Here is a 25,200-nt window from a genome sequence, read left to right as displayed (position 1 = left end):
TTTTAGTTTTAATCCTAACATTCTATTAAGGAGCTAAGCTTTAAGTCAATCTAAATTACCTAAAGTTTAGGTTTTTTTCTATTATATTAAGGGCACTAGAACATATTATTATAATACTTATGGCCTTTATTTTTTACAAATAATAGATTTTTTGAAATAATTGTGAACGAATACATTTACCGTTGATGTGTTGTTGTTTGGATTTGGATCTGGCGTTGTAGAAGTAATATTAGCAGTATTACATAAAGTACCTGCAGCCGATGGATCTACTGTCCCTCTAATTAAAATAGTTACGGAAGCACTATGTGGTAATGTGCCTATATTATAGCTTCCCGTCCAAGGATTCCAAGTTACGCCTCCGTCTGTAGAGAATTCTGGATTGATAATCTCTGGTGGAATAGCATCTGTCAAAACAACATTTTGAGCATCTGATGGTCCAGCATTCGATGCTACAATTCTATACTTTAATCTCTGTCCTGCCGCTACTGGATTAGGAGCTGCTGATTTTTTAACTGAAATATCAGCTGATGCACTTGATACTACTGAAATTACTGTAAATGTGTTATTGCATAGATCAGGATCTGGTGTAGTAGAAGTAATATTAGCAGTATTGGATATGGTACCTGTAGCTGATGAACCTACTGTTCCTCTAATTAAAATGGTTATGGAAGCACCATTTGCTAATGTGCCTATATTATAGCTTCCCGTCCAAGGATTCCAAGTTACCCCTCCGTCTGTAGAGAACTCTGGATTGATAATCTCTGATGGAATGGCATCTGTCAAAACAACATTTTGAGCATCTGATGGTCCTGCATTTGATACTACAATTGTATACTTTAATGTCTGCCCCAGCGCTACTGGATTAGGAATTGCTGATTTTGTAACTGAAATATCGACTTCTCCTGGTACTGCAGACTGGACCTTTACACATATAGATGATACATTATTAAGAAAATTAGGATCCGGCGTTGTTGAAGTTACTAATGCAGTATTATTTATACATCCTGTAGCTGATTGCGATACTGTCCCTCTAATTATAATAGTTCTTGATGCTCCAGCTGGTAATGTTCCTATATTAAGACTTCCTGGCCATGGATTAAATGTTACTCCTCCATTTGTTGAGAATTCTGGCCCTATAATGCTAGGTGAAACATTATCATTTACAATAACATTTTGTGCATCATTTGGTCCTGCGTTGGATACTACAAGTGTATAGGTCAGTACTTCTCCTGCTATTACTGGGTTTGGATTTGCTGTTTTTACAACTGAAACATCGGCTTCTCCTGGTACTGCAGCCTGGACCTCTACACATATAGATGATACATTATTAAGAAGATTAGGATCCGGCGTTGTTGAAGTTACAATTGCAGTATTATTTATACATCCTGTAGCTGATTGCGATACTGTCCCTCTAATTATAATAGTTCTTGATGCTCCAGCTGGTAATGTTCCTATATTAAGACTTCCTGGCCATGGATTAAATGTTACTCCTCCATTTGTTGAGAATTCTGGCCCTATAATGCTAGGTGAAACATTATCATTTACAATAACATTTTGTGCATCATTTGGTCCTGCGTTGGATACTACAAGTGTATAGGTTAGTACTTCTCCTGCTATTACTGGGTTTGGATTTGCTGTTTTTACAACTGAAACATCGGCTTCTCCTGGTACTGCAGCCTGGACCTCTACACATATAGATGATACATTATTAAGAAGATTAGGATCTGGCGTTGTTGAAGTTACAATTGCAGTATTATTTATACATCCTGTAGCTGATTGCGATACTGTCCCTCTAATTATAATAGTTCTTGATGCTCCAGCTGGTAATGTTCCTATATTAAGACTTCCTGGCCATGGATTAAATGTTACTCCTCCATTTGTTGAGAATTCTGGCCCTATAATGCTAGGTGAAACATTATCATTTACAATAACATTTTGTGCATCATTTGGTCCTGCGTTGGATACTACAAGTGTATAGGTTAGTACTTCTCCTGCTATTACTGGGTTTGGATTTGCTGTTTTTACAACTGAAACATCGGCTTCCCTTACAACTGGAATAACTTCCACATCTACTGTAGATGTGTTATTGCTTGGATTAGGATCTGGCGTTGTTGAACTTACCTCTGCGGTATTACTTATAATCCCTGTAGCTGATTGCGATACTGTCGCTCTAATTATAATAGTTCTTGATGCTCCAGCTGGTAATGTTCCTATATTAAGACTTCCTGGCCATGGACTAAAAGTTGATCCTCCATCTGTTGAGAATTCTACTCCTGTAATTTCGGGCGGAATAGCATCCGTTAAAACAACATTTTGAGCATCTGCTGGTCCAAAATTTGATACTGTAATCGGATAAACTACCATTCCTCCTGCCGGTACTGGATTCAGCCCTACTGATTTAAAAACTCCAACATCTGCTTCTTGGGTAGATTCGTTAACTTCTATAACTGATGTTGATGTGTTATTACTTGGATTAGGATCTGGTGTTGTTGATGTTACAGTCGCGGTATTAGTTATGAAACCTGGAGCTACCTGAGCTACTGTTCCTCTTATTAAAATAGTTTTTGTTTCCTGATTTAGTAATGTCCCTATACTAAGAGTTCCTGGCCATGGATTAAAGGTTATTCCTCCATCTGTTGAGAATTCTGCTCCTGTTATTTCAGTTGGAATAGTATCCGTAAAAACAACATTTTCGGCATCTGATGGTCCAAAGTTTGATACATCAATTGTATAGGTCAAAATCTGTCCTGACATTACTGGGTTTGGACTTCCTGCTTTTATAACTGAAATATCTGCTACTACAGGAGCCCTAACTTCAAGTGATACAGTATTAGAATCCACAGTAAAATTGTTTTCTATTCCCCCTTCTACAGGTGTATAAGAATAATTTATTGTTGCTGTATTAAGGGCTGGATTAGGAATTGGCACAGTGTTAACTACAGCATCAAAAGTTACAGTAGCAGTAGAACCGCCTGGAATATTCGGTATAGTAAATCCAATACCAGGATCTAATGATTCCTCTGATACTCCATTAACTGTTACGCTACCAGCCACAAATAATAATCCATTTGGTACGATATCTTTAAAAAATACATTTGTTAAAGGACTAGTACAAGTATTTTCTAATGTTACTGTATAGGTTACTGTTTCCCCAACACTTGCAACAGGGGTACTAATAGTTTTTACAGGTATAAATAGAGGAACCTGAACTTCGTTTAATGATACATCATCTATAGCATAATCATTTCCAATAACCTCTGGCCCTTCACTTAAAAATTCTACCGTTAAGCTTGTGTTATTTTGTGAATTGATTACAGTACCTATTTGTTTCCATTCAGGAGCATTTGTATTAACTGGAATCTGAGCTCCCAATGTTGCACTATATAGTACATTACCGTTTTGATCAAGTATTCGTACACCAAGTTCAGGATTTGGATATCCTGTTACTTTAAATAGATTTAAAATCCAAGAACTAAATAAAAAGTTTGTATTAGGCTGTACTGGAACTACAGCTCTAAAAAAAACAGCCCCTGGATTAAAGCCATTTATCACCATCATTCTTCCTGTTTCATTTCCTGTAGTATGATCAGCAATACGCCACCAAGCACCTATTTCATTACTCATTGCATCAGTCATAATGTTTTGTACTGTATATTCACCACCAATAGGTGTAAACTTAGTTGGATCCGGTAATACATAGGTGAAATCTGGGGTTACGCCTGGGTAAGGTTCAACTGGAACACCCGTATTAGCAGGAGTACCTGGAGGAAAAAAACCAAATGTTCCATTATCAGCAACATTAATAAGATTTACATTTGAAACTGACACACATGGATCTAGTATATTTTGTATAGGTGTATATATAACTGGACCATCAAGGAAATTTTCATTTGTTAAATTTGCTCCGGTAACAGTTACTAAAAGTGTATCTGGAGTTAAAGAATCTAAATTAGTTGAACCTGGTGGAGGATTCGTTGCAAAACTTATTGGAGGATTTGTTCCAACTGGAACAGGTCCAACTACTGCGTTATTGAAATCTCCTGGTGTTGGAACGCCTCCGGGTGTTCCAAAGGATTCTACTATTCTATAATCACTGTTTGGGACATTTTCAAAGGAATAATTTCCATTAGCATCTGTAAGAACTACAAGTCTAGTATTTGTTGCAGTATTCTGTAATACCACAGGCACGTTGGCTAAACCTGAGTCTCCAGCATTTATTGTGGCGCTTCTATCTCTGTCGAATACAACTCGACCTGATACTGTAGCCATAATACCACACCTTTCTTGAATAATTTGTTATATAATAATATATCTTGTGACGCACAATATATTATGTAGTCTGAAGTTTAAGGTTACATTGGTGATTGTTTATAAGCAAAAAAATATTATTATCAGTTTCAGCATATATTCCATGCGGGCAAAGTAGATTTAAATAAACTATAGTATATATATGGTGTTGATTAGGTAAGATCAGGAGTGGCATAATATGAATAAGAATAAGATCAAGAGATATAAATATAAAAAGGACGATAAGACTATTACTTTCTTCGCAGAATTTATGAAATCGAATAGAGAAAAAGTATATAAAGCAGCTGCAGCTAATACTACTAAAGATGAAAATAATATTACTGTAATTACAAAGGACGATTCTTGGAGAGACGAAAAGAATAGGATGATTTTGGAAGCGATGAGTATTAATACAGGTGAAGAATACTGATCGCATTAAAAAACAACAATAATAATATAGATAAAATATATCACAAAATCCCTTATACAATATTGTGATATCACAAAAATAAAAGAGTAGGCTTTTGTGATATGGTTTTTTACATGTCACAAATATCCTACTTTTTGTAATGTTTTAGGCTTAGCGTGAGATTTGTCGGAAATGTTGGCGAGACCCCAATTAATATATAGGTGACAGTAAAAATTCTTTTAAATCACCAATTTCTTTGATAGAATATTTCTTAATAAGCTCCAGCATATGTTATCCCCCTATCTTGATTTCGTGATGGTTATCAAAGATAGATTAACATAATTGTTGGAGCTTTTTCTATTTGTAAGCTTTACTAGCACAACAGGTTAAATTACTGTTCCTCCAAAAGCGATAAAACATTTTGTACCTGTAACGCTGCACCTATCACTAGACAGTCTTCATCTATATCGAAGAGACAATAATGGGCATCATGTACAATTCCTTTTTCATAGTTCCTACACCCCAGCCTATAGAAAGCTGAGGGAGATTCTTTAGCAAAGTATGCGAAATCTTCCACACCTAAACTTGCTTGTTTAAGCACATGCACCTTATCTAACCCTAGAACTTTTTCTGCATTCGCCTTTACAACATCTACAATTTTATCTGTATTAATTAATGCTGTGTAACCTTCTTCTCGAATAAATTGTGCACTGCCACCCATAGCTTCAGTGACTTTAGTTACAATTTCCTCTATCCTGCTTATTACTAGGGATCTGGTATCAGAATCTAAGGTTCTTACTGTCCCAACTAGTTCTACCTTGTCAGCTATTATATTACTTTGTGTTCCTCCATTAATAGTACCTATGGTTACTACGACAGAGCTTCTGGGGTCCACATTTCTACTCACAATAGTTTGTAGAGATGTAAGTACTTGACCAGCCATCATTATAGTATCGACTCCATCTTGGGGGTAGGCCCCATGACTACTTTTCCCACGAAGAATAATCTTAATAGAATCTGATGAGGCATTCATTTGACCATATTTTATTCCAATTTCTCCTGCTGGTATCTCTGGAGTTACATGTAATCCTAGGACTGCATCTACCTTAGGCTCTTCCATTACACCAGCCTCAATCATAGGCTTGGCACCTCCAACAGTTTCTTCTGCTGGCTGAAAAAATAATTTTACATTTCCTTTTAACTGTTCCTGCTTTCCCTTAAGCATCCTTGCAGCTCCTAAAAGAACAGCCATATGAGCATCATGTCCACAAGCATGCATTTTCCCTGGAACAGTAGAACGATAAGACACAGCTTTTTCATCTTGAATAGGTAATGCATCCATATCAGCCCTAAGTGCAATGGTTTTTCCATCTTCTCTACCTCGTATTATACCTAGGATACCAGTACCTGCTACTCCTGTTATATACTCAATTCCCATCCCCTGTAGATATTCAACAATTTTATCTCTTGTGCGAAATTCTTCCATACCTAACTCGGGATTCATATGAAAGTCTCTTCTAATTTCAACCATCCAATTCTTTATTTTTTCTGCTTCAAGTAATATCGAATGAACTCCTTCCATTATATTAATCCACTCTCCTCTATGGTAAGCTTACATTCATATGCATCTAAACATGCATTCACTCCAAAAGGAAGTGTTACTTGCGGCGTGCAATGTCCTGCCTTTAGATCAAAAATAGTTGGTTTTCCGTGAGGAACTATAATCTCCTGAAAAACTTCCATTAAACTTAAACTTTCGTAGTGTTTTGTAGATTCGCAGTCATTCCAATCTCCAAGGATAATGCCAGTTGCATCCTTAAGCTTTCCTGCTAAAGCTAGTTGAGTAAGCATCCTATCTACTTTATAAGGCTCTTCTCCTATTTCTTCTAAAAACAATATCTTTCCCCTTGTATCAATTTCATAGGTAGTTCCTATTGTAGCTGTCACTAAGGATAGATTTCCTCCAATAATTACTCCCCTAGCTTTTCCGCCTACAAGACATTGTATATTCTTATCTTTTGGATTAAATATGTGCCCCATTGGCTGTGGCTCCATAATAGCTCTTAAAAATTCCTTCTTGGAGAAATCATCTAATCCATCTGCAATGTCTGAAGATGCCATAGGACCATGAAAAGTTACCAAATTACTGATTTGATTTATAGACATATGTAGAGCTGTAATATCACTATACCCTACAAACACCTTTGGATTTGCTTTAATTAGTTCAAAGTCTATCTTATTTAGTATTCTAGGAGCCCCATAGCCCCCCCTTAGACATATAATCCCTTTTATTTCTTTATCATAGAACATATTATTTAGATCGTCTGCCCTTAGCTGATCTGTACCAGCTAAATAGCCATGGGTAGCATAACAGCTAGGTCCTAATTTCACCTTGAAACCTAAACCTTCTACCTGCTCCTTTGCTAGTTTCACATTGGCCTCTGTAGTTGGACTCGAAGGTGCTATTATCCCTATCATATCACCTAATTTCAGTGCTTTTGGTTTAAGCATATTTATCTCTCCCTATAAAAAAATTAGGGCTATAAATAGCCCTAATAAATAGTTATGCTCCGAATGTTAATTTTGTGCTTTGAATATTATCTAAATGCTCAGGGATTACTTCCCTATCTAATAAATGTTCATATTTTTCTCTTTCTACTATAAGCTGGGCATTTCCTTTACTGACTAATACTACAGCAGGTCTTGGTAGCTTATTATAATTACTTGCCATTGAATAATTATATGCTCCTGTATTTAAAACTGCTAAAATATCCCCAGATGTAACCTTTGGCACCTTTAAATCCCAAATTAAAATATCTCCTGTTTCACAGCATTTACCTGCTATTGTAACAACCTCTTCTGCTTTTTGATTAGCTCTGTTCGCTACAATTGCATCATATTTTGCCTTATATAAAGCAGGTCTCGGATTATCTGGAAGTCCCCCATCAACACTTGCATAGGTTCTCACCTTTGGTATTTCTTTAATCGCTCCAAGTGTATACAGAGTTATTCCAGCCTCTCCCACAATCCATCTACCTGGCTCTATAATAATCGTAGGCATGTCCAAGTTTGCTTCGCTACATCCTTCTTTTATAGTTTCCATAATAGGATCAATAAAAAAAGGTACGGATTTTGTTGCCTCATCTTCATCTGTATATTGAATTCCGAAGCCTCCTCCAGTATTTAATTCATGTGTAATAAAACCAAGTTCTTCTTTTAAATTTTTCATAAGATCTAATACAACCTGTATAGCTAATATATGTGAACTAATTCCAAATAGCTGAGAACCTACATGAAAGTGAAATCCTTTCAGATCGATGTTAGATGAGTCCATTGATTTTCTAACTGCATATTCAATAATTTCTTTCTCTAGTGGAATACCAAACTTAGAATCCTTTTGTCCTGTAGTAATATACTCATGAGTATTTCCTCCTACCCCTGGGGTGATTCTAAAAAGGATTGCTACCTTTTTACCTTGCTCCTTTGCAATGCGCTCTAACATTTCTAACTCATATACATTATCTACAATAATCCTCCCAATGTTATGGGTTACCGCTAGGACTAATTCTTCGTAGGATTTATTGCTTCCATGAAACATTATTCTTTCCATAGGAAAATTTGCCTTTATGGCAGTATAAAGTTCTCCACCCGAAACAACATCAAGTCCGAGTCCCTCACGATCTATAATTTTACACATAGCCATGGTTAAAAATGCCTTACTGGCATATGCTGCCTTTGTATTTGGATATTTCATTAAAAAATTTCTTCTAATGTCTTCGCATTTACTTTTAATTCTATCCTCTGAAATCACATATAAAGGTGTCCCAAAGGTTTGTGCAAGCTCTACTGTATCACAGTTGTCAAATATAAAGTTTGTTTCATTAATATTTTTAAAATTCATTTCAATATCTACTCCTTTCTTATCTTTATTCTTTTCTTTAAAATAAATTATAATCAAACCTATCCTTATTTCTATATTTATAAGCCTTTAGCATATTTTACATCTTGGCAATTATTATATCATAGCTATATTACAAGATGAAACTAGAGTTTTATAAAGACTCTATTCTGTTATAAAATCATATTAACATGTTATTTTATATTCATTGAAACATTTTAACGACTTAAAAAGTTTAATTACAAAAAAATTTTATCAATTTGTGTATAATCATCCTTTTTAAATTATATAAACAAATTGCTCGTCTTATATCGGATATACAAAGTATGATTCCTCAAATTACCTTGTATTTTAGAATAGATTCCGCAAAAAATAAATATGAGGTGATAATTATGAAAGAAAAACAAACTAAAAGCACAGTCGATAAAAACTTTTTTAAAGCACTAAACTATGAAATTGCTGGTGAAGTTGGCGCAATTGATAATGAAGATATGCTAAATAATCGAAAGCTCATTTCTGATCAAAATAAAAAATCTCAATCAAAAAATAAAAAATAAGCCATTGTCATCTTTTTTAAACAGTATTTTAAATAAGGTATGGCCTCCAGCTAAGCGTCCATACCTTATTTTTTAATGATCAATGTATTCTATTAGGATTCATAATGGGTTCTATAACTGGAATTAATGTGGCCTCTAATGCAGAAACTGACTTAATGGCGAGGCATCCTTTTGCATTCTTAAAGCTAAAGCTACATAAATTGATGCAGTATATTGAAGCAATATGGCATTCGCCCCAGTAGTCATTTTATTAGCTACTACAAAGATGATTGCTGTTGTAGCATATTTTAAAATGAATATCATGTAAGATAGTTCAATACTATATAATGTTAGATAAAGGGTATAATCATATAATATAAGAAAGGAGAGAATTTTATGTCTATATTATTTAGTTCTTTTACATTGAAAAATTTAGAGATTAAAAATCGAATTGTAATGGCTCCAATGTGCCAATATAGTGCAGATGAGGATGGTAATGTGGATAATTGGCATATAATCCATTACGCTAGTAGGGCCATTGGCGGAGTAGGCCTTATTATTATTGAAGCTACTGCTGTAGAACCTAGAGGGCGAATTTCTGCCAATGATTTAGGAATTTGGAAAGATGAGCATGTAAATGGGTTAAAAAGAATTGTGGAAGAATGTAAAAAACATGGTGCCAAGGTTGGTATTCAACTGGCCCATGCAGGAAGAAAGTGTAGTGTAGCTTCAGAAAATATTGTAGCTCCCAGTGCTATCCCCTTCAGTGAAGACTACAAAACTCCTATTGAACTTACACAAGATGAAATCCAGAATATAATTGAATCCTTTAAAATGGGTGCAAGACGTTCCTTGGAAGCAGGTTTTGATATAATTGAAATTCATGGAGCCCATGGATATTTAATCAATGAGTTTTTATCTCCTTTATCTAATCATCGGACTGATAAATACGGAGGTAGCTTAGAAAACAGAGCAAGATTCTTAAAAGAAATTCTTCAAGGTGTACGAGAGGTATGGCCTAGGGAACTACCTATTATCCTAAGAGTTTCTGCAGAAGATTATGTGACTAATGGAAACCATCCTGAGGATTTAGCTAATATTATCAATTTACTTAGAGAATACGAAGTTGATATTGTTAATGTAAGTTCTGGTGCAGTAGTTCCTGCTGAAATTAAGGCATATCCAGGCTATCAAGTTCCTTTTGCCGAAGTGATAAAAAAAGAAACTGGTTTACCTACAATTGCTGGTGGTTTAATTACAAATCCACTTATGGCAGAGGAAATTTTAAGAAATAACAGATCAGATTTAGTATTCTTCGGTAGAGAGCTTCTTCGAAATCCTTACTGGCCTTTACATGCAGCTAAAGAAGTTCGTGATAATATTAAATGGCCAATGCAATATGAAAGAAGTAAGTAATTAAATAAAGCATATTTTTAATTTCAACTTTACATACTAAGATTTAGCATATAAAAAAACAATGAATATGGGTAATCTATATCCAATATTCATTGTCTTTTTTTATTATTATTTATTTTTCACAGCAGTTGCAGCATTTTTTCCTGCTGTTCTTCCAAATACAGTTATATCAGTTATCGCATTTCCTCCAATTCGATTACCACCATGCACTCCCCCTGTAACCTCTCCAGCGGCATACAAGCCTTCAATAATATTTCCTGATTTATTAATAACTTCAGTATTATTGTTTATTTTTATTCCTCCCATGGTATGGTGTATAGCTGGTGCTACTTCGACTCCATAAAATGATGCTTTTGTAATCTCTAGAGGTAATGTTCTTCTACCAAACTCTGGATCTTCCTTCTTTTTAACATACTCATTATAAGTGTTTACTGTTTCTTCAAGTCCTTTAACATCTATTTTAAGCTTTTCAGCTAACTCTTTTATTGAACTCGCCTCTGTTAATAATCCAGCATCTTTGTACTTTTTAATAGCACTAGTTTTATCTACTACTTGTTGATCAAAGACTAAAAATGCTGTTTTACCATCTTGAGATAATATAGCTTTAGACACTGTATCTCTAGTTTCAAGCTCATCTACAAATCTTTTACCTTCTCTGTTTACTAGAATAGCACCGTCTCCTCTTACTCCTTCAGTTATCAGCTCATTTATTTTAGGAACTACTGTAGGATGAGTTTGAATCTCTTTTATATCTACTAAAGCCACATCTAATTTCTCTGTAATAACAAGGGCATCACCTGTTGCTCCTGGTTGGTTAGTTGTTCCAAATCCTTCTAGTTCAGGCTTGTATTTTGTTATTAGCTCTGCATTAGCTCCAAATCCGCCAGATGCAAGTATTACTGCCTTAGCATTTATATTGTAAGCATTTCCATCTTTATTCTCTACTTTTACACCAGTTGCCTTATTATCTTCTGAAAGAATATCTACTGCCTTTGTATTTAATCTAACTTCAATGCCAAGGTCTTCTACCTGATTAGTAAATACATCCATAAGATGTGGCCCTATAGCCATTCCTTCTGGACCCTTATGAGTTCTATCTGCACTTTGTCCACCAGTTGCTCCAATTTCAGATAGTTTCGCCCCTAAATCTTCAAGCCAATATACGGTTTCTGCTGATTCCCCAGTTAAAACCTTTACCAATTCTGGATTATTTTTTTCGTGCCCGCCCTTCATTGTATCTTCAAAAAATAGCTCTGGGCTATCTTTTATACCCTTCTCTTCTTGATATTTTGTATATGCAGCGTTCATTCCAGCAGTTGCATAGTTTGTATTTCCACCCATAAATCCATTTTTTTCTACAACTATTACTTTCACTCCTTGATTAGTCGCCTCTATAGCAGCCGAAAGCCCTGCACCACCTGCTCCAATAATAACTATATCAGTTGAAACATCTTCTGCCTTCACAGGCTTTTTAGTTACTTCTTTTGCGGCTAAAGTAACATTTGCCTTTTTTACAGCATCTTTTACAGCATTAATTATTGCATGGCTAGTTAATGTAGCGCCTGAAACAATATCAACTTTTGTAGAGTTTGTATCTACTATCTGCTTAGTTAAGTCGGCAATAACTGGCTTAGTATAGCTTGATTCTTTACTTTCTAAAACTTTAATATTTTTAATTTCAGAGTTTTCAAGAGCGACCTCTAGTTTAAGTGGTCCTCCCCTACCTCTACCTTCACCTACAAATGTACCATTCACAGGTTTCTGAGTTACTTTCTCTTTAGTTTCTTTTGGCCGACAAGCTGCTATAGAGAATACTAATATTAGCGTTAGTATTACAGCTAGTGATTTTTTAATTTTTTTCATCTTTTTCATCCTCACTTTCAGTTTGATATTTTACTAGCCAAATCATTTTAATTAATAACTGTTATGTCTGCATTAAGTTTCCAAGTAGAAGCTCACTACTGTTAATATTCTCCTCAATGCCAATATTATGCGAAGAAATTGACCTAATAAGGTTAATATTTGTCCTTTTATCGATGATAATGTATCTACAGTTTATATTCTTAATATAAAAAAGAATAAAGGAATGTTTTATAAAACATTCCTTTATTCTTTGAGTATTCTATTTATGGCTATATTATTTAACTGCGTTTTGTCCTGCAATTCTACCAAATACTATAATATCGGCAAGAGCATTGCTACCTAATCTGTTTGTACCATGAATTCCTCCTGTAACCTCTCCTGCTGCATATAGACCTTCTATAACTTTACCATCTTTATTTATTACTTGAGCATTTGTATTTATTTTAATACCACCCATTGTGTGATGGACAGCTGGAGCTGCTTTTAAAATATAGAAAGGTGCAGTATCCACTGTAGATGGTAACATACGTTTATTAAACTCAGGATCTTTACCATCTTTAACATAGCTATTATACTTATCAACTGTTGCTTTCAATTCTTTTGCATCTATTTCAAAGAGTGCTGCGGCTTCTTCTAAAGTATCTGCTTTAACAAGTAGATTGTTTTTGAAAAGGTAATCGAGTTCAGGACCATGATTCTCTTGTAAGTTACTAGCATCAAATCCATTTTGATCAAGTAATTCATAACAAACACTACCTGTTTGAGCTTTTATTCCCATTGACATAACATCACGTCTTCCAAGCTCCTCAACAAATCTTTTTCCTTCTTTATTTACAATCACTGTATGTCCATATAATCTTGCATCATCAAAATAAAGTAGAGTTCCTGTTAGTGGATCACATATAGGATATGTCTGAATATGTTCCATGCCAACTAAATCTGCACCAATATTTTCTGTCATAACGATACCATCTCCGGTACTACCAGGTGTGTTGGTGGAAAGTATAGCGTTATCAATATCTGGGTTATACTTTACTCTCATCTCTACGTTAGATCCAAATCCTCCTGAGGCTACTATTACTGCCTTATTAGTGTTAAAGGTATAATTTTTATCTTCACCCTCTGCCTCTACCCCTATGACTTTACCATTTGTATCCGTAATTAGAACAGTTGCTTTAGTATTTAGAAGAATAGGTATATTCATTTCTTTAGCTTTTTTTAATTGTTTATTTATTATCTCTTTACCACTTGCTCCTAGGGGAACTAAGCTTCTTTTAGCTGTATGACCACCAAATTGCATTAGCTCATCTTCCCATACAACTCCAACTTCGTCTCTAAGCCATATAGCACCTTCTAGGGCATTTTCTGCAACAACTCTCACCAGTTCTGGATTGTTTATATTATCTCCACCCTTTAGAGTATCTTCAATATGTTGCTCTACACTATCCTTAATTCCTTCTTTTTCCTGTAACCAGTTGTTGGAAGCAGCATATTCTGCACCTGATATAAGTGTATTACCACCAGCTAGGGGCATTTTTTCTAAAACAATAACATCTGCTCCAGCGGCTTTAGCCTCTATGGCAGCTGCAAGTCCTGCTCCACCAGCACCTATTACAACTATATCGTGGGTTTCCGTAACATCTTCTTTTGCTCCACTCTTAGCAACCCCTTCTACCTTTTTAAGCATATCTGGGGTTGTATTTGCTGCCACTAAGGCTGAATTAATCGCTTCAAGAAAACCTTTAGAAGTTAAAGTACATCCAGATACAGTATCAACATCAACACTGTTTTTTGTGATAATGTTTTCTGCTAAAGTATCCATTGCTGTGTCAAATCCCGATGTTTCGTTTTGACTTAAAACTTTAATATCTTTAATCATATCATCTTCAATTGTTACTTCAACAGATATTTCACCGCCTTTTCCATTTCCTACTCCTTTATAAGTACCATTTTTAATTACTGTAGCCTCATTACCAACTATTTCTTTACCTTCATTATTACAACCTACGACACTTATTGCCATAATAATAGCTAATAGAATAATTAAAAGCTTTTTCAATTTAATCCCTCCTATTTTATTGTTAATACTTTAACACTTTTGATATAAGTTTAACATCCTATGCTAAATTTGTATTTACACCAAATTTCTTGTTTTTGCACTTTAAGGTACAATATTTTAAACAATGACTAAATGATATATAATAGAATTAACTAAGTAAATTCTTCTGAAAAGGTGAAAAAAATGTCATTACGTTCAAAAATAACTACATCTTTTATTTTAATCATCGTTTTAACCTTATCACCTCTTTTGTTTATACTGCAAACAAGGGTGAAGAACTTAAGAATGAAAGAACTGGAATATCAGACTATTCAGCTCATTGATTCTAAAGCAAACGAAATAGGCTCTTGGTTAAATCAACGTATTAGTGAAATTAGAATTATACATGAAAATCCATCTACTAAAAATCTTGATTTCTATGAGTTAAAACCCTATGTGACACAGTTAAATAAGGTTCTAAGAAATCAATATGGAAATCCATATGAAACATTTGCAATAGGAGGTATAGATGGTCAGGGATGGATAAATGATGAAATGACTATTGACGTATCTAGCCGTGAATACTTTAGAAGAGCTATGGCTACAAAATCTGAATATGTTATAAGCAATCCTATAGTTTCAAAATCCGACAGTAAACTAATTTTTATAATATGTTATCCTATAATAAATGAGAGTAACAAAAAGATAGGTTTTATAAATGGATCAATCAACTTAGAAAAATTTTCTAAGATAGCCGGTAATATAGACATCTACAATGGTTTCACTTGGATAATGAATAAAAATAAGGATATTTATTCAATAGATGCAGGGGAACTAAAGAAAAAGTATATTTCTTCAGATGGATTAAATATAATAATCAATAATTTTCAAGAAAATAAATCAGGTACAGCTTCACTAAAAAATCTATCTGACGATGACTCTACAGTGTTTTTTTCTTCGATTCCTTATACAGAGGACTGGATTTTATGTACTCTAGTTGAAAATAGCATGATCCATGCACAAACCAACAGCATTACAAATTTTGTAATTTTAATAGGAATAATTTTGCTTATAGTAGCTATTTTTCTTGCTATTATTATTTCAAGCTCAATAGGAAAACCTTTACAAGTATTAAAACATAATATGATAGAGGTTTCTAAAGGTAATCTACACTCCTATTATGAAATAGAGAATAATGATGAGGTTTCTGTTTTAGGCCAAGTTTTTAATCAAATGCTAAACGAAATAGAAAATCTAATTAATCAGGTATTTCAAGTACAATCTCAGAAAAGAAATGCCGAGCTTAGAGCACTGCAATCCCAAATAAATCCTCATTTCCTCTATAATACATTAGACACATTACAGTGGAAGGCTTTAGAATACAATGCTTTTGAGGTTGCAGACATGATTAACTCTTTATCTCGTTTTTTTAGAATTTCATTAAGTGCTGGCAAGGAGTTTATAACAATTTCCGATGAAATAGAACATGTACGAAATTATCTTGAAATCCAAAAGATAAGATATAAGGATAAAATAAACTATAATATTAATGTGGATTTTTCAATAGAGGAAAATCTAGTTCCCAAATTACTTATTCAGCCTCTAGTAGAAAACTCTATATATCATGGCTTAAAACCTAGAAAACAACTAGGTATTATAGATATAAATGTGTTTGCAAAAGAAAATTGTATTTTTATAGAAGTGATGGATAATGGTTTAGGCATAGATAAGAGCCACCTTGCGGAAATTTCCAAAAACCTTCATGAATCGATTGAATCAGATCACTATGGATTATACAACGTAAATGAACGTTTAAAGCTTGCCTTTAGTGAAAAATATAGTATAACTATAGAAAGCGAATTACAGGTAGGCACTACAGTTTTGTTAAAAATACCTATGATAGGTGAGGGATTTGAATGTTTAGGGTAGTTATTGCAGATGATGAAGTAACAATACGCAATGGATTAAAAAGCTTAATAGAATCTTACCACCTGGATTTACACGTTGTAGCAACTGTAGAAGATGGTAAGGAAGCCATTGAAGTAATTGAAGAATACCGTCCAGAGATTATTTTAATGGATATTAATATGCCATTTATAAACGGACTTAAGGTAATAGAAAGAGCTCGAGAGTTAGATAAGGACTCTAAGATTATTATTATATCAGGATATGATCAATTCGAGTACGCTCAAAAAGCCTTAGAGCTGGGAGTGTTTAGTTATTTGTTAAAGCCTATTGACTATCGTTCTTTTAAAAATATCATAACAAAGGCTGTAGAAGCTTATTCTAATAGAATATGGGAAACAAGTATATTAAAAGATGGGATAACTAACAGAGCTGGATCTGAAGATGTGGGAAATCTAGCAATTAATTATATAAAAGAAAACTTCTCAAAAAATTATTTATCTTTAAATTTAGTGGCTGAAAAGTATCATATTAGTGAATCTTATCTCACTAGGGTTATTAAGCAAAAAACAGGACTAACGTTTACTGATTATCTTAATAAGTTAAGAATTAGTATGGCTATTAACCTATTAATGGATAAGGACAAGGTATATACCATTAATGAAATATCATATATGGTAGGCTATAATAGTCAGCATTATTTTAGTAGGGCATTTAAAAATTATGTAGGACTCTCACCTAATCAATATAGAAATGAGAAAACAAATGTTAATCTATAGGTTAATTCATGTATCTAGAATTATGTAATATATTTGAATCTGTATATCCTCTAAATACCTGTTTTAGCATCTTTAATATATAATATACCTATGTAATCTACTACTACTAAAAGCCACCTGATAAAATCTTGAATATCCTGTCAGATGGCTTAGGCTCTATATGAAAGTTATCTTACTTATATCGAAACCTATTCATATTAATGCATATCAGCTTATTATTACTAATAATTTTACATAAGAAAAGTAAGTATATATTTTTATAGAAGGATAAAAAATTAAATTAACTTGAAAGGGGATTGTATTATGTCTGAATTTATGAAAGTAAAACCTGAGGAGTTTAACGAAAGTCCATTTAAACTTATAGGTAAGGATTGGATGCTAATTACAGCTGAAAAGGATGGAAAGGTAAATACTATGACGGCTGCCTGGGGCGGTTTTGGTGTAATGTGGGGAAAAAATGTTGCTTATATCGTTATAGGTCCCCAGCGATATACAAAGGAGTTTGTAGATAACTCAGCAACCTTTTCATTAAGCTTTTTTGATGATAGCAGTAGAAAAATGCTAAGTTACCTTGGCACAACTTCTGGTAGAGATGAAGATAAAATTAAAAAATCAAACCTTACAGTTATTCATGAAGATAATATTCCATATTTTGAAGAAGCAACTAAAGTTGTTTTATGCAAAAAGCTTTTCGCACAGGAGTATAAGCCAGAGTCTTTTATTTACCAAGAAATTAACGAAAAATGGTACCCTAATTCTGATCATCACACATTATACATAGCAGAGATTACAAAAATTCTTATAAAAGAGTAAAAGCGTCTTAAGTAAATAATTTTAAAAAGTAGTTAAATGAAGAGTTTCTATCATAAATCGTCTCCAGTTTATACTGAAAAAGTCTTGGCTAAACCTAAAAATGTAAGAAAAGACAAGGAATATAGATAATTTTCATCTAATACTCCTTGTCCTTCTCAATATTTATTATTTATTGCCTGTTATTTACCTTTTACAGCTTCTGCAGCATTTTTTCCTGCTATTCTTCCAAATACAGTTATATCAGATACCGCATTACCACCAATTCTATTACCACCATGTACTCCTCCTGTAACTTCTCCAGCAGCATATAGACCTTCTACCACATTTCCTGAGTTGTTAATTACCTCAGTGTCAGTGTTTATTCTAACTCCTCCCATAGTATGGTGAATAGCTGGAGCTATTTCTACTGCATAAAATGGTGTTTTTGTAAGCTCTACATTCATTAGCCTTCTTCCAAATTCCTTATCTTCTTTATTTCTATAATACTCATTGTATGTGTTTACAGTTTTTTCAAGAGTTTCAGCATCTATTTTAAGTTTTTCACCTAGCTCTTTTAAGGAAGCAGCCTCTGTTAATAATCCAGCATCCTTATACTTTTGAATCGCACTTGCCTCTTCTACTACTTGTTGATCAAAGAGTAAAAATGCAGTGTTACCTTCTTGTGATAATATAGCTTTAGATACTACGTCTCTAGTTTCAAGTTCATTTATAAATCTTTTACCATCTCTGTTTACTAAGATAGCACCGTCTCCTCTTACCCCTTCAGTTATCATTTCATTTATTTTAGGAACTACTGTAGGGTGAGTTTGAATTTCTTTTATGTCTGTTAAAGCTACATCCAACTTTTCTACCATAGCAAGAGCATCGCCTGTTGCTCCTGGTTGGTTAGTTGTTCCAAAGCCTTCTAATTCTGGTTTGTATTTTGTTACTAACTCTGGATTAGCACCAAATCCGCCAGATGCAAGTATTACTGCCTTAGCATTTATGTTGTAAGCATTTCCATCTTTATTTTCTACTTTTATACCTGTTGCCTTATTGCCTTCTGCAAGAATTTCTATTGCCTTTGTATTTAATCTAACATCAATATTAAGTTCTTCTACCTGGTCAGCAAATACATCCATAAGGTGAGTTCCTACAGGCATACCTTCTGGACCTTTATGAATTCTATCTACACTTTGCCCACCTGATCTTCCAATTTCAGATAATTTTGCTCCTAATTCTTCAAGCCAATATATGGTTTCTGCTGATTTTTCAGTTAAAACCTTTAACAGTGCTGGATCATTTTTATCATGTCCGCCCTTCATTGTATCTTTAAAATATAACTCTGGGCTATCTTGTATCCCTTTAGCTTCTTGATACTTTGTACCAGCCGCATTCATTCCACCAGTTGCATAGTTTGTATTTCCGCCCATAAAAGCATTTTTTTCTACAACTATTACTTTAGCGCCTTGATTAGTTGCCTCTATAGCTGCTGAAAGCCCTGCACCACCTGCTCCAATAATAACTATATCAGTTGAGATATCCTCTGCTTTTTCAGCTTCTTTAGTTGCATCTTTAGCAGTTAAAGTAACTCCTGCTTTTTGTATAGCATCCTTTACAGCATTAATTATAGCATGACTAGTTAATGTAGCACCTGAAACAATATCAACATTTGTAGAGTTTGTGTCAATAATTTGTTTAGTTAGATCTGCAATAACTGGTTTAGTATAATCTGACTCCTTATTTTCTACAACCTTAATATCTTTAATTTCAGAGTTTTCAAAAGTAACCTCTAGTTTAACTGGGCCACCTTTACCTCTTCCCTCACCTACGACTACACTGCTTACAGGCTCCTGACCTATTTTATCATTAGTGTCTTTTGGCTGACAAGCAGCTAGCGAAAATACTAATATTAAAGTTAGGATTACAACCAATGATTTTTTAATTTTGTTCATATTTATCCTCCCTATCTTAAGTTTGATATTTAACTAACTTTTAAATAAAGTATATTATACAAATCTTAAGCAATTCTTAGTAATTCTTAAAATTCATTAAGATTTTCCCTATAATTTTCTTCAGCAGAAGGTAAATATATATCAACACTTGTTCCTACATCTACTTGACTTTTTACAAAAATTCTACCCTTGTGATTTTCTACAATATTGCGTACGACTGGTAGACCTAACCCTGTACCTTTCCCTGTTTCCTTTGTAGTAAAATAGTAATCAAATATTTGTTCTAATGTTTCCTCATTCATGCCAGCACCATCATCTTTAACCTGAATTTTTACATAATTTCCATTCGGTAAATTAAGTTTTTCCCACTCTTCATGGCTAATATATACATCTTCAGTATTAACCTCTAGTACTCCATCTTCACTTTTCATAGAATGATATGAATTTGTGTATAAATTAAGCAAAACTTGTTGTAATTGTGTTGAGTTTCCAAAGATCAGTTGATTGCTATTAATATTCTCTACAATTTTAATGTTATTTGGTAAAATTGATTTAATAAGCTTTATACTTTCCTTTACAACATAATTTACTTCTAAGTATTTAAACTTAGGAACTGTAGCATCATCTCTACTAAATGCTAAAATTTGTTCTATTAGCTCCTTGGCCCTTAAAGCACCTTTATTTATTTCTAATATATCTTCATGCATAGTCTTATTGGCATCAACACTTTGTAGTAGCATTTCCGAATAACCTAATATAGGACATAATAGATTATTAAATTCGTGAGCTACCCCACTAGTTAATGTGCCAATGGTTTCAAGTTTTTGAGAATGTCTTAATCTTGCTTCACTTTTAATTAACTCTTCCCATGCTTTATTTAATTCTTTTAAATATTTAGCTTCAATTTCCAGTGCTTTTCTTTTCTTATCCATTTTCAAAATTATATAAAGTACACTCATTAAAAAAACCGCAATAATTAATGCTATTAATGATGTATTCACAAGTGTACCTTTAATAGGTGCCTCTATTTCCTTATAGTCCATTTGAACAGATATACTCCAGAAAATATCACCTTTTTTAAATGTAGTATACGCATTAATTTTCTTGGTTAATTCTTCTTCAGCATCTTGCCACCATTTAGAGTGATAGACAAAATAACCTTCCCCTTCTTCAACCTGTCTCCTATTTAATTCTTCAAGTTCTTTCCAATCATTTTGTGGGAACCTTTTCTTTCTCACTTTTATGGATTCTATACCTATTTGGTCTGTTACTGGATGCATCACAATAAAACCATCCATATTTTTTACCATTGCATAACCCTTTTTTCCAGGTCTTATAGGATGGATTAAATTTTCATACGTTTTATTTAAGTTAATAGTATTAACCAAAACACCTATAACCTCATTATTGTTTATAACTGGCTGCAATATATCAATTGAGAATTGATTAGGGCTGGATAAATACTCTTTACTTATAAATATCTGTTTACTATTCAAGGCTCTATTTATGATAGAATCTTCTATAACTTTCCCATTAGTTGAATTCATAAGTGGATATTGATAAATCAACTCTCCTTTATTATTAAAAAATAATACCCTTTCCATTTCATCTTTATATTTTTCAAAAAAAGTTTCTAAAACTTCTTCATGTCGATAATAGACTTGTCCTTCTTCATTCATCTTCAATGCTTTTATAATAATTGGTTCTTTAGCCAATACAGATAAACTATTAGTTTTATAATTAATAAATACATCAAGACTTCTAGAAATAGACTTTGCTATTGTGAGTAAATGCTCCTGTTGTTGCCTAATAACTGTATTCTTATGATGAATAAAATTATTATATCCTACTACAATTATCATAGTTAATAACATAATAAATACAAGTATTATTGATAGTATTTTCCTGAAGGAGCCATCAATTCTCATAGTAATCCCCCTATTGAAATGTCGAATTATTGAAGTTATAGACGAATTTTGTTATATTTATATTATAGCAGATTAATATATCTAATTGATTTTTAAAATATCTTCTATTTTGATTTCTAATCTGTTAAATATATCCATTATTATCTTGTAAAGCAATCCTGAGGAGGATTTTTATGGCAAATGAAAGGGTTCTTATTGTAGACGATGAAGAATATATACGGAAACTCATTAAGAGAAGCTTACTACTTGAAAATTACTTAATCGAAGAAGCATCATGTGCTGAAGAAGCACTTATTCATTTAAAAAACAATGTGTTTGATTTAATTATTTTAGATGTTATGTTAGGAGACCAAGATGGATTTGAGTTAATCGGAGAAATTAAAAATTTAGGAGTTAAAACACCGATTATATTTGTAAGCGGAAGAAGTGAAGACTATGATAAAATTTTAGGATTAGGTCTTGGTGCAGTTAATTATATAACAAAACCCTTTAGTCCTGCTATTTTATGCGCCCATGTAAAAGCACAAATAAGAAGCTATCAACAATATATTGAAGATAAAAGAATCTCATCAAGCTTTATCATTGAAGGCCCATTTAAATTCGATCTAAAAACCTATAAATTCTATAAAAATGAAAAACTAATTGATTTATCATATAAAGAAAATCTGCTAATTAAGTTCTTTATAGAAAGTCCTCAACAGGTTTTTACTAAAGAACAGCTTTATGAAAATATTTGGAGCGATACTATTATCGATGATAATGCAATTATGGTATACATCCATCAGTTAAGAAGAAAAATTGAGGATGATCCTAAATCTCCAAAACATATTATAACAGTTTGGGGGATAGGTTATAAATTTGTTCCATAATATATTCCTGCTAATTTAAAAATACGGTCTATCATTAGAAACAACGGCGGCTTTGATAGTTCAAAGCCGCTGTTTCACTATGTTTTCATATTTGCCTGCAAGAAATCATCTGCTAAATCACAGTTTTTCTATTTATCGCTAGGTAGTTCATATAATTTCGCAATAAGACGCTAAGATAAGCTATTCCCATCTAAAAAATCGAATGGAAGCACTTATGCAAACTACTGCAAGTGCAATCATCACGATAACCGAGGCCATAACGCTATCAATTGGCAAGCCAAGGGAAGCGGCCTTAAGAAGTTTTATTCCCTGTGTCAATGGTAGAAAATCAGCCACTTTTTGAAGTGCTGTTGGCATAATTTCGTAAGGCAAAGTAGCACCCGAGAAAATGAGCATCGGAAAATATAATATACTTGTTATGACACCCGCTGTTTTTACATTCGGTGCGACTCCTCCCACCATAATGCCAATGCTGAACATGGATAGCATCACCAAGAAATAGGCACCTAAAAATTGGAGCCACGAACCATCTAACTGATATTCAAAGAAAATTGTTGCTGTAGCATAAACAAGGATAAGTGAAACAATAGAATAGAGGGCATATATCGAAACTTGTACCGCCAAAATCATGGCGGGGCTTATAGGTGTTACCTTGAATCGTTTCAAGATTTTTTTATTTCTGTAATCAGATACAACCAATGGAAGCCCCATTACACCACCAGCACATACGGCGATAGTTGCTACTGCTCCAAAGGATTGCTCTAAAAAAGTGTATTTTGCACCGTCAAAGGCTGGTTTGTTTCCGTAAATAATACCGTGAATGGACATCACTACAATAGGCATACAAATTGCAAAAATGAACATATCCATGCCACGTATAGATAGTTTCAATTCGTTTTTTAACATTATTCTAAATGCTTTCATTCCTATTTTCCTCCTCTGTGAACCAAAGATAAGCATCCTCAAATTTTTCACAAGAGCTGGATGCAATTGCTTCCTGTACGGTTCCATTGAATATCATTTGTCCTTTTTTGAGAATGCAAATCCTATCACACAAGGCTTCGACTTCATCCATAAAATGAGAAGTCAAAAGAATTGTCATCCCTTTATTTTTCAGCTCAGAAAGACATTTCCATACATCTCGTCTTGCTTTTGCGTCAAGCCCTGTTGTCAGTTCATCCAAAAACACGACTTCGGGATTAGGGATTAAAGCAAGGATGATAAACAGTCGTTGTTTTTGGCCACCGGAGAGTTCACTCACTGGACTTTTGTGTTTTTCCATAAGCCCAAATTGCTTTAGTAAGTTCTCATAATTCGATGGAGCTTTATAAAGGGATTGTGTAACTTGACACAATTCGTCAACCCTTATCTTATCTTGGTAATTTGCTTCTTGAAATTGCACACCGACCTTTTCAAATAACTTTTTGCGATCTGCTTGCGGGTTCATCCCTAGAATAGATACAGTTCCACTGTCTTGCATTTTAGTACCTAAAATACACTCGATGGTAGTAGTTTTTCCCGCACCATTAGCACCTAGCAAGCCGAACACTTCCCCACGGGCAACTGCAATATCAACATCTTTAATCGCTTGAATACCAGTATATGACTTGCATAATTTTTCTACTTTAATTGTTGTTTCCATGATTTCAAAGCCTCCTATTCTTTTAACCTGTATAAAAAGAATAGCACCAGATCAAAGTCTGGTGTTAAAGTGTACGGTTTGAATTAAATTGTTTTTTCATATTTTCAATATGCAATTGCATCTCTTGTGCATTTTTCTCTGCGTATAGCAAAGACGTTAGCAACTTATCACATACAGAAATAATATTGTCATCTTCTTTCGGAGTGTCTATGGCTTTTCGTATATCTGCTTGTGGATTATGAGATAAAGCACCTAACATCCGAAGAATAGCCGAAAGAGAGTAATTTGCACAGCGTAGGGAACGAATAATTTTCAAACATCTAATATCTGCACCAGTATATACTCGATAGCCATTTTCTTTTCTCTTTACGGTCAATAGCCCATTCATTTCCCAATTTCTCAATGTGTCTATTGAAATTTGCAGATAATCAGCAGTTTCTTTTCGTTTAAGACATACGTTTATATCTTCTTCCTCATTACCAGTAAGTAATTGCTTTGCAATTACTATAGCTTCTTCTGCATTACTTCGCTCTTTTTGAATATGAAGCAAATAATCCTTGGTAAGACAAATGGCTTTATCAAAATCTCCAGTCGCTGATGTTTTAATAATATCAATGGCTTTTTTCCGCAAACCATTTTGCAGTACTTCAACTTGCAAAGCGGTTCTTGCGAGTTTGAATTGTTCAATATGAAAATCGGTAAATACCCTATAGTTATTTGCCTGTCGCTTGGCTTTGGGTATCAGCTCAAGTTTCTCATAAAGTCGCACTGTGTTTGGGTGTATGGCAATTATATGCGCAACTTCTGATGTTTTATAAACATTCAAGAATAAATCACCTCCATTTTTGCTAAACATCATATCATCAATTAAAAGTCTGGTGTT

19 protein-coding genes are annotated in these 25,200 nt (G+C 33.7%); 7 read left to right on the top strand and 12 right to left on the bottom strand.

Annotated features, from left to right (window positions below):
- Positions 1–126: 126 nt before the first annotated feature.
- The gene (locus HYG84_RS07655; protein WP_212381801.1) at positions 127–4,269 is read right to left on the bottom strand and encodes a DUF11 domain-containing protein; all 4,143 of its coding nucleotides are present in this window, start codon (positions 4,267–4,269) and stop codon (positions 127–129) included.
- Positions 4,270–4,486: 217 nt separating this feature from the next.
- Between HYG84_RS07655 and HYG84_RS07650 the strand changes: the two genes are divergently transcribed.
- Positions 4,487–4,717: a hypothetical protein gene (locus HYG84_RS07650; protein WP_212381799.1), complete on the top strand. Its 231-nt coding sequence runs from the start codon at positions 4,487–4,489 to the stop codon at positions 4,715–4,717.
- Between the two features lie 370 nt (positions 4,718–5,087).
- On the opposite strand, the gene HYG84_RS07645 is transcribed toward HYG84_RS07650, so the two are convergent.
- Genes HYG84_RS07645 through lysA form a run of 3 tightly spaced genes read right to left on the bottom strand, consistent with a single transcriptional unit; the run spans position 5,088 to position 8,654 of the window.
- A complete protein-coding gene (locus HYG84_RS07645) occupies positions 5,088–6,278 on the bottom strand; it encodes a M20 metallopeptidase family protein (protein WP_212381797.1) in 1,191 nt (396 codons plus the stop codon).
- Complete coding sequence (locus HYG84_RS07640; protein ID WP_212381795.1) at positions 6,278–7,207, bottom strand: S66 peptidase family protein; 930 nt, start codon at positions 7,205–7,207, stop codon at positions 6,278–6,280. The genes HYG84_RS07645 and HYG84_RS07640 overlap by 1 nt, the downstream gene beginning before the upstream one ends.
- 52 nt (positions 7,208–7,259) lie before the next feature.
- Complete coding sequence (lysA, locus tag HYG84_RS07635) at positions 7,260–8,654, bottom strand: diaminopimelate decarboxylase (protein WP_330655606.1); 1,395 nt, start codon at positions 8,652–8,654, stop codon at positions 7,260–7,262.
- A 332-nt stretch (positions 8,655–8,986) separates the two neighbouring features.
- On the opposite strand from lysA, the gene HYG84_RS07630 reads away from it, so the two are divergent.
- Complete coding sequence (locus tag HYG84_RS07630) at positions 8,987–9,151, top strand: hypothetical protein (protein WP_212381793.1); 165 nt, start codon at positions 8,987–8,989, stop codon at positions 9,149–9,151.
- 135 nt (positions 9,152–9,286) lie between these two features.
- On the opposite strand, the gene HYG84_RS07625 is transcribed toward HYG84_RS07630, so the two are convergent.
- On the bottom strand, positions 9,287–9,454 hold the full coding sequence (locus HYG84_RS07625; RefSeq protein WP_212381791.1) for a hypothetical protein: 168 nt from the start codon (positions 9,452–9,454) through the stop codon (positions 9,287–9,289).
- Positions 9,455–9,526: 72 nt separating this feature from the next.
- Between HYG84_RS07625 and namA the strand changes: the two genes are divergently transcribed.
- Complete coding sequence (namA, locus tag HYG84_RS07620) at positions 9,527–10,546, top strand: NADPH dehydrogenase NamA (RefSeq protein ID WP_212381789.1); 1,020 nt, start codon at positions 9,527–9,529, stop codon at positions 10,544–10,546.
- 108 nt (positions 10,547–10,654) lie between these two features.
- On the opposite strand, the gene HYG84_RS07615 is transcribed toward namA, so the two are convergent.
- Both HYG84_RS07615 and HYG84_RS07610 read right to left on the bottom strand, forming a co-directional pair.
- Positions 10,655–12,409, bottom strand: coding sequence for a flavocytochrome c (locus HYG84_RS07615; protein WP_212381788.1), 1,755 nt, complete (start codon positions 12,407–12,409; stop codon positions 10,655–10,657).
- Positions 12,410–12,683: 274 nt separating this feature from the next.
- Complete coding sequence (locus tag HYG84_RS07610) at positions 12,684–14,468, bottom strand: flavocytochrome c (RefSeq protein ID WP_212381786.1); 1,785 nt, start codon at positions 14,466–14,468, stop codon at positions 12,684–12,686.
- A 183-nt stretch (positions 14,469–14,651) separates the two neighbouring features.
- Here HYG84_RS07610 and HYG84_RS07605 point away from each other — a divergent pair, with 183 nt between their 5' ends.
- The 3 genes from HYG84_RS07605 to HYG84_RS07595 all read left to right on the top strand — a co-directional run bounded on the left by HYG84_RS07605 (position 14,652) and on the right by HYG84_RS07595 (position 17,944).
- Positions 14,652–16,376, top strand: coding sequence for a sensor histidine kinase (locus tag HYG84_RS07605; RefSeq protein WP_212381784.1), 1,725 nt, complete (start codon positions 14,652–14,654; stop codon positions 16,374–16,376).
- On the top strand, positions 16,364–17,131 hold the full coding sequence (locus HYG84_RS07600; RefSeq protein WP_212381782.1) for a response regulator transcription factor: 768 nt from the start codon (positions 16,364–16,366) through the stop codon (positions 17,129–17,131). The genes HYG84_RS07605 and HYG84_RS07600 overlap by 13 nt, the downstream gene beginning before the upstream one ends.
- A 303-nt stretch (positions 17,132–17,434) precedes the next feature.
- A complete protein-coding gene (locus HYG84_RS07595) occupies positions 17,435–17,944 on the top strand; it encodes a flavin reductase (RefSeq protein ID WP_212381780.1) in 510 nt (169 codons plus the stop codon).
- A gap of 179 nt (positions 17,945–18,123) precedes the next feature.
- Here HYG84_RS07595 and HYG84_RS07590 read toward each other — a convergent pair whose 3' ends face one another.
- Entirely contained in the window at positions 18,124–19,878 is a 1,755-nt protein-coding gene (locus HYG84_RS07590; RefSeq protein ID WP_212381778.1) for a flavocytochrome c, read from the bottom strand.
- A gap of 86 nt (positions 19,879–19,964) precedes the next feature.
- Positions 19,965–21,806, bottom strand: a complete 1,842-nt coding sequence (locus tag HYG84_RS07585; protein WP_212381776.1) for a sensor histidine kinase — start codon at positions 21,804–21,806, stop codon at positions 19,965–19,967.
- 173 nt (positions 21,807–21,979) lie between these two features.
- Here HYG84_RS07585 and HYG84_RS07580 point away from each other — a divergent pair, with 173 nt between their 5' ends.
- Positions 21,980–22,675: a response regulator transcription factor gene (locus tag HYG84_RS07580; protein ID WP_212381774.1), complete on the top strand. Its 696-nt coding sequence runs from the start codon at positions 21,980–21,982 to the stop codon at positions 22,673–22,675.
- 180 nt (positions 22,676–22,855) lie between these two features.
- Here the strand turns inward: HYG84_RS07580 and HYG84_RS07575 are convergent, their stop codons facing one another.
- The 3 genes from HYG84_RS07575 to HYG84_RS07565 all read right to left on the bottom strand — a co-directional run bounded on the left by HYG84_RS07575 (position 22,856) and on the right by HYG84_RS07565 (position 25,143).
- The gene (locus tag HYG84_RS07575) at positions 22,856–23,599 is read right to left on the bottom strand and encodes an ABC transporter permease (protein ID WP_212381773.1); all 744 of its coding nucleotides are present in this window, start codon (positions 23,597–23,599) and stop codon (positions 22,856–22,858) included.
- Complete coding sequence (locus HYG84_RS07570) at positions 23,586–24,317, bottom strand: ABC transporter ATP-binding protein (protein WP_212381771.1); 732 nt, start codon at positions 24,315–24,317, stop codon at positions 23,586–23,588. The genes HYG84_RS07575 and HYG84_RS07570 overlap by 14 nt, the downstream gene beginning before the upstream one ends.
- A 64-nt stretch (positions 24,318–24,381) precedes the next feature.
- Complete coding sequence (locus HYG84_RS07565) at positions 24,382–25,143, bottom strand: MerR family transcriptional regulator (RefSeq protein ID WP_212381769.1); 762 nt, start codon at positions 25,141–25,143, stop codon at positions 24,382–24,384.
- Between the last annotated feature and the right edge of the window lie 57 nt (positions 25,144–25,200).

This window comes from Alkaliphilus sp. B6464 (assembly GCF_018141165.1).
In the GTDB taxonomy this organism is placed as follows: domain Bacteria; phylum Bacillota; class Clostridia; order Peptostreptococcales; family Natronincolaceae; genus Alkaliphilus_B.
Note: the sequence above shows the minus strand (reverse complement) of the source record. Positions and strands in the feature narration are given on the sequence as shown.

What these genes read in the sequence shown, in the direction of transcription:
- HYG84_RS07655 (WP_212381801.1), bottom strand. Translation starts at nt 4,269, where the DNA reads ATGGCTACAGTATCAGGTCGAGTTGTATTCGACAGAGATAGAAGCGCC.
- HYG84_RS07650 (WP_212381799.1), top strand. Translation starts at nt 4,487, where the DNA reads ATGAATAAGAATAAGATCAAGAGATATAAATATAAAAAGGACGATAAG.
- HYG84_RS07645 (WP_212381797.1), bottom strand. Translation starts at nt 6,278, where the DNA reads ATGGAAGGAGTTCATTCGATATTACTTGAAGCAGAAAAAATAAAGAAT.
- HYG84_RS07640 (WP_212381795.1), bottom strand. Translation starts at nt 7,207, where the DNA reads ATGCTTAAACCAAAAGCACTGAAATTAGGTGATATGATAGGGATAATA.
- HYG84_RS07630 (WP_212381793.1), top strand. Translation starts at nt 8,987, where the DNA reads ATGAAAGAAAAACAAACTAAAAGCACAGTCGATAAAAACTTTTTTAAA.
- HYG84_RS07625 (WP_212381791.1), bottom strand. Translation starts at nt 9,454, where the DNA reads ATGATATTCATTTTAAAATATGCTACAACAGCAATCATCTTTGTAGTA.
- namA (WP_212381789.1), top strand. Translation starts at nt 9,527, where the DNA reads ATGTCTATATTATTTAGTTCTTTTACATTGAAAAATTTAGAGATTAAA.
- HYG84_RS07615 (WP_212381788.1), bottom strand. Translation starts at nt 12,409, where the DNA reads ATGAAAAAAATTAAAAAATCACTAGCTGTAATACTAACGCTAATATTA.
- HYG84_RS07605 (WP_212381784.1), top strand. Translation starts at nt 14,652, where the DNA reads ATGTCATTACGTTCAAAAATAACTACATCTTTTATTTTAATCATCGTT.
- HYG84_RS07600 (WP_212381782.1), top strand. Translation starts at nt 16,364, where the DNA reads ATGTTTAGGGTAGTTATTGCAGATGATGAAGTAACAATACGCAATGGA.
- HYG84_RS07595 (WP_212381780.1), top strand. Translation starts at nt 17,435, where the DNA reads ATGTCTGAATTTATGAAAGTAAAACCTGAGGAGTTTAACGAAAGTCCA.
- HYG84_RS07590 (WP_212381778.1), bottom strand. Translation starts at nt 19,878, where the DNA reads ATGAACAAAATTAAAAAATCATTGGTTGTAATCCTAACTTTAATATTA.
- HYG84_RS07585 (WP_212381776.1), bottom strand. Translation starts at nt 21,806, where the DNA reads ATGAGAATTGATGGCTCCTTCAGGAAAATACTATCAATAATACTTGTA.
- HYG84_RS07580 (WP_212381774.1), top strand. Translation starts at nt 21,980, where the DNA reads ATGGCAAATGAAAGGGTTCTTATTGTAGACGATGAAGAATATATACGG.
- HYG84_RS07575 (WP_212381773.1), bottom strand. Translation starts at nt 23,599, where the DNA reads ATGAAAGCATTTAGAATAATGTTAAAAAACGAATTGAAACTATCTATA.
- HYG84_RS07570 (WP_212381771.1), bottom strand. Translation starts at nt 24,317, where the DNA reads ATGGAAACAACAATTAAAGTAGAAAAATTATGCAAGTCATATACTGGT.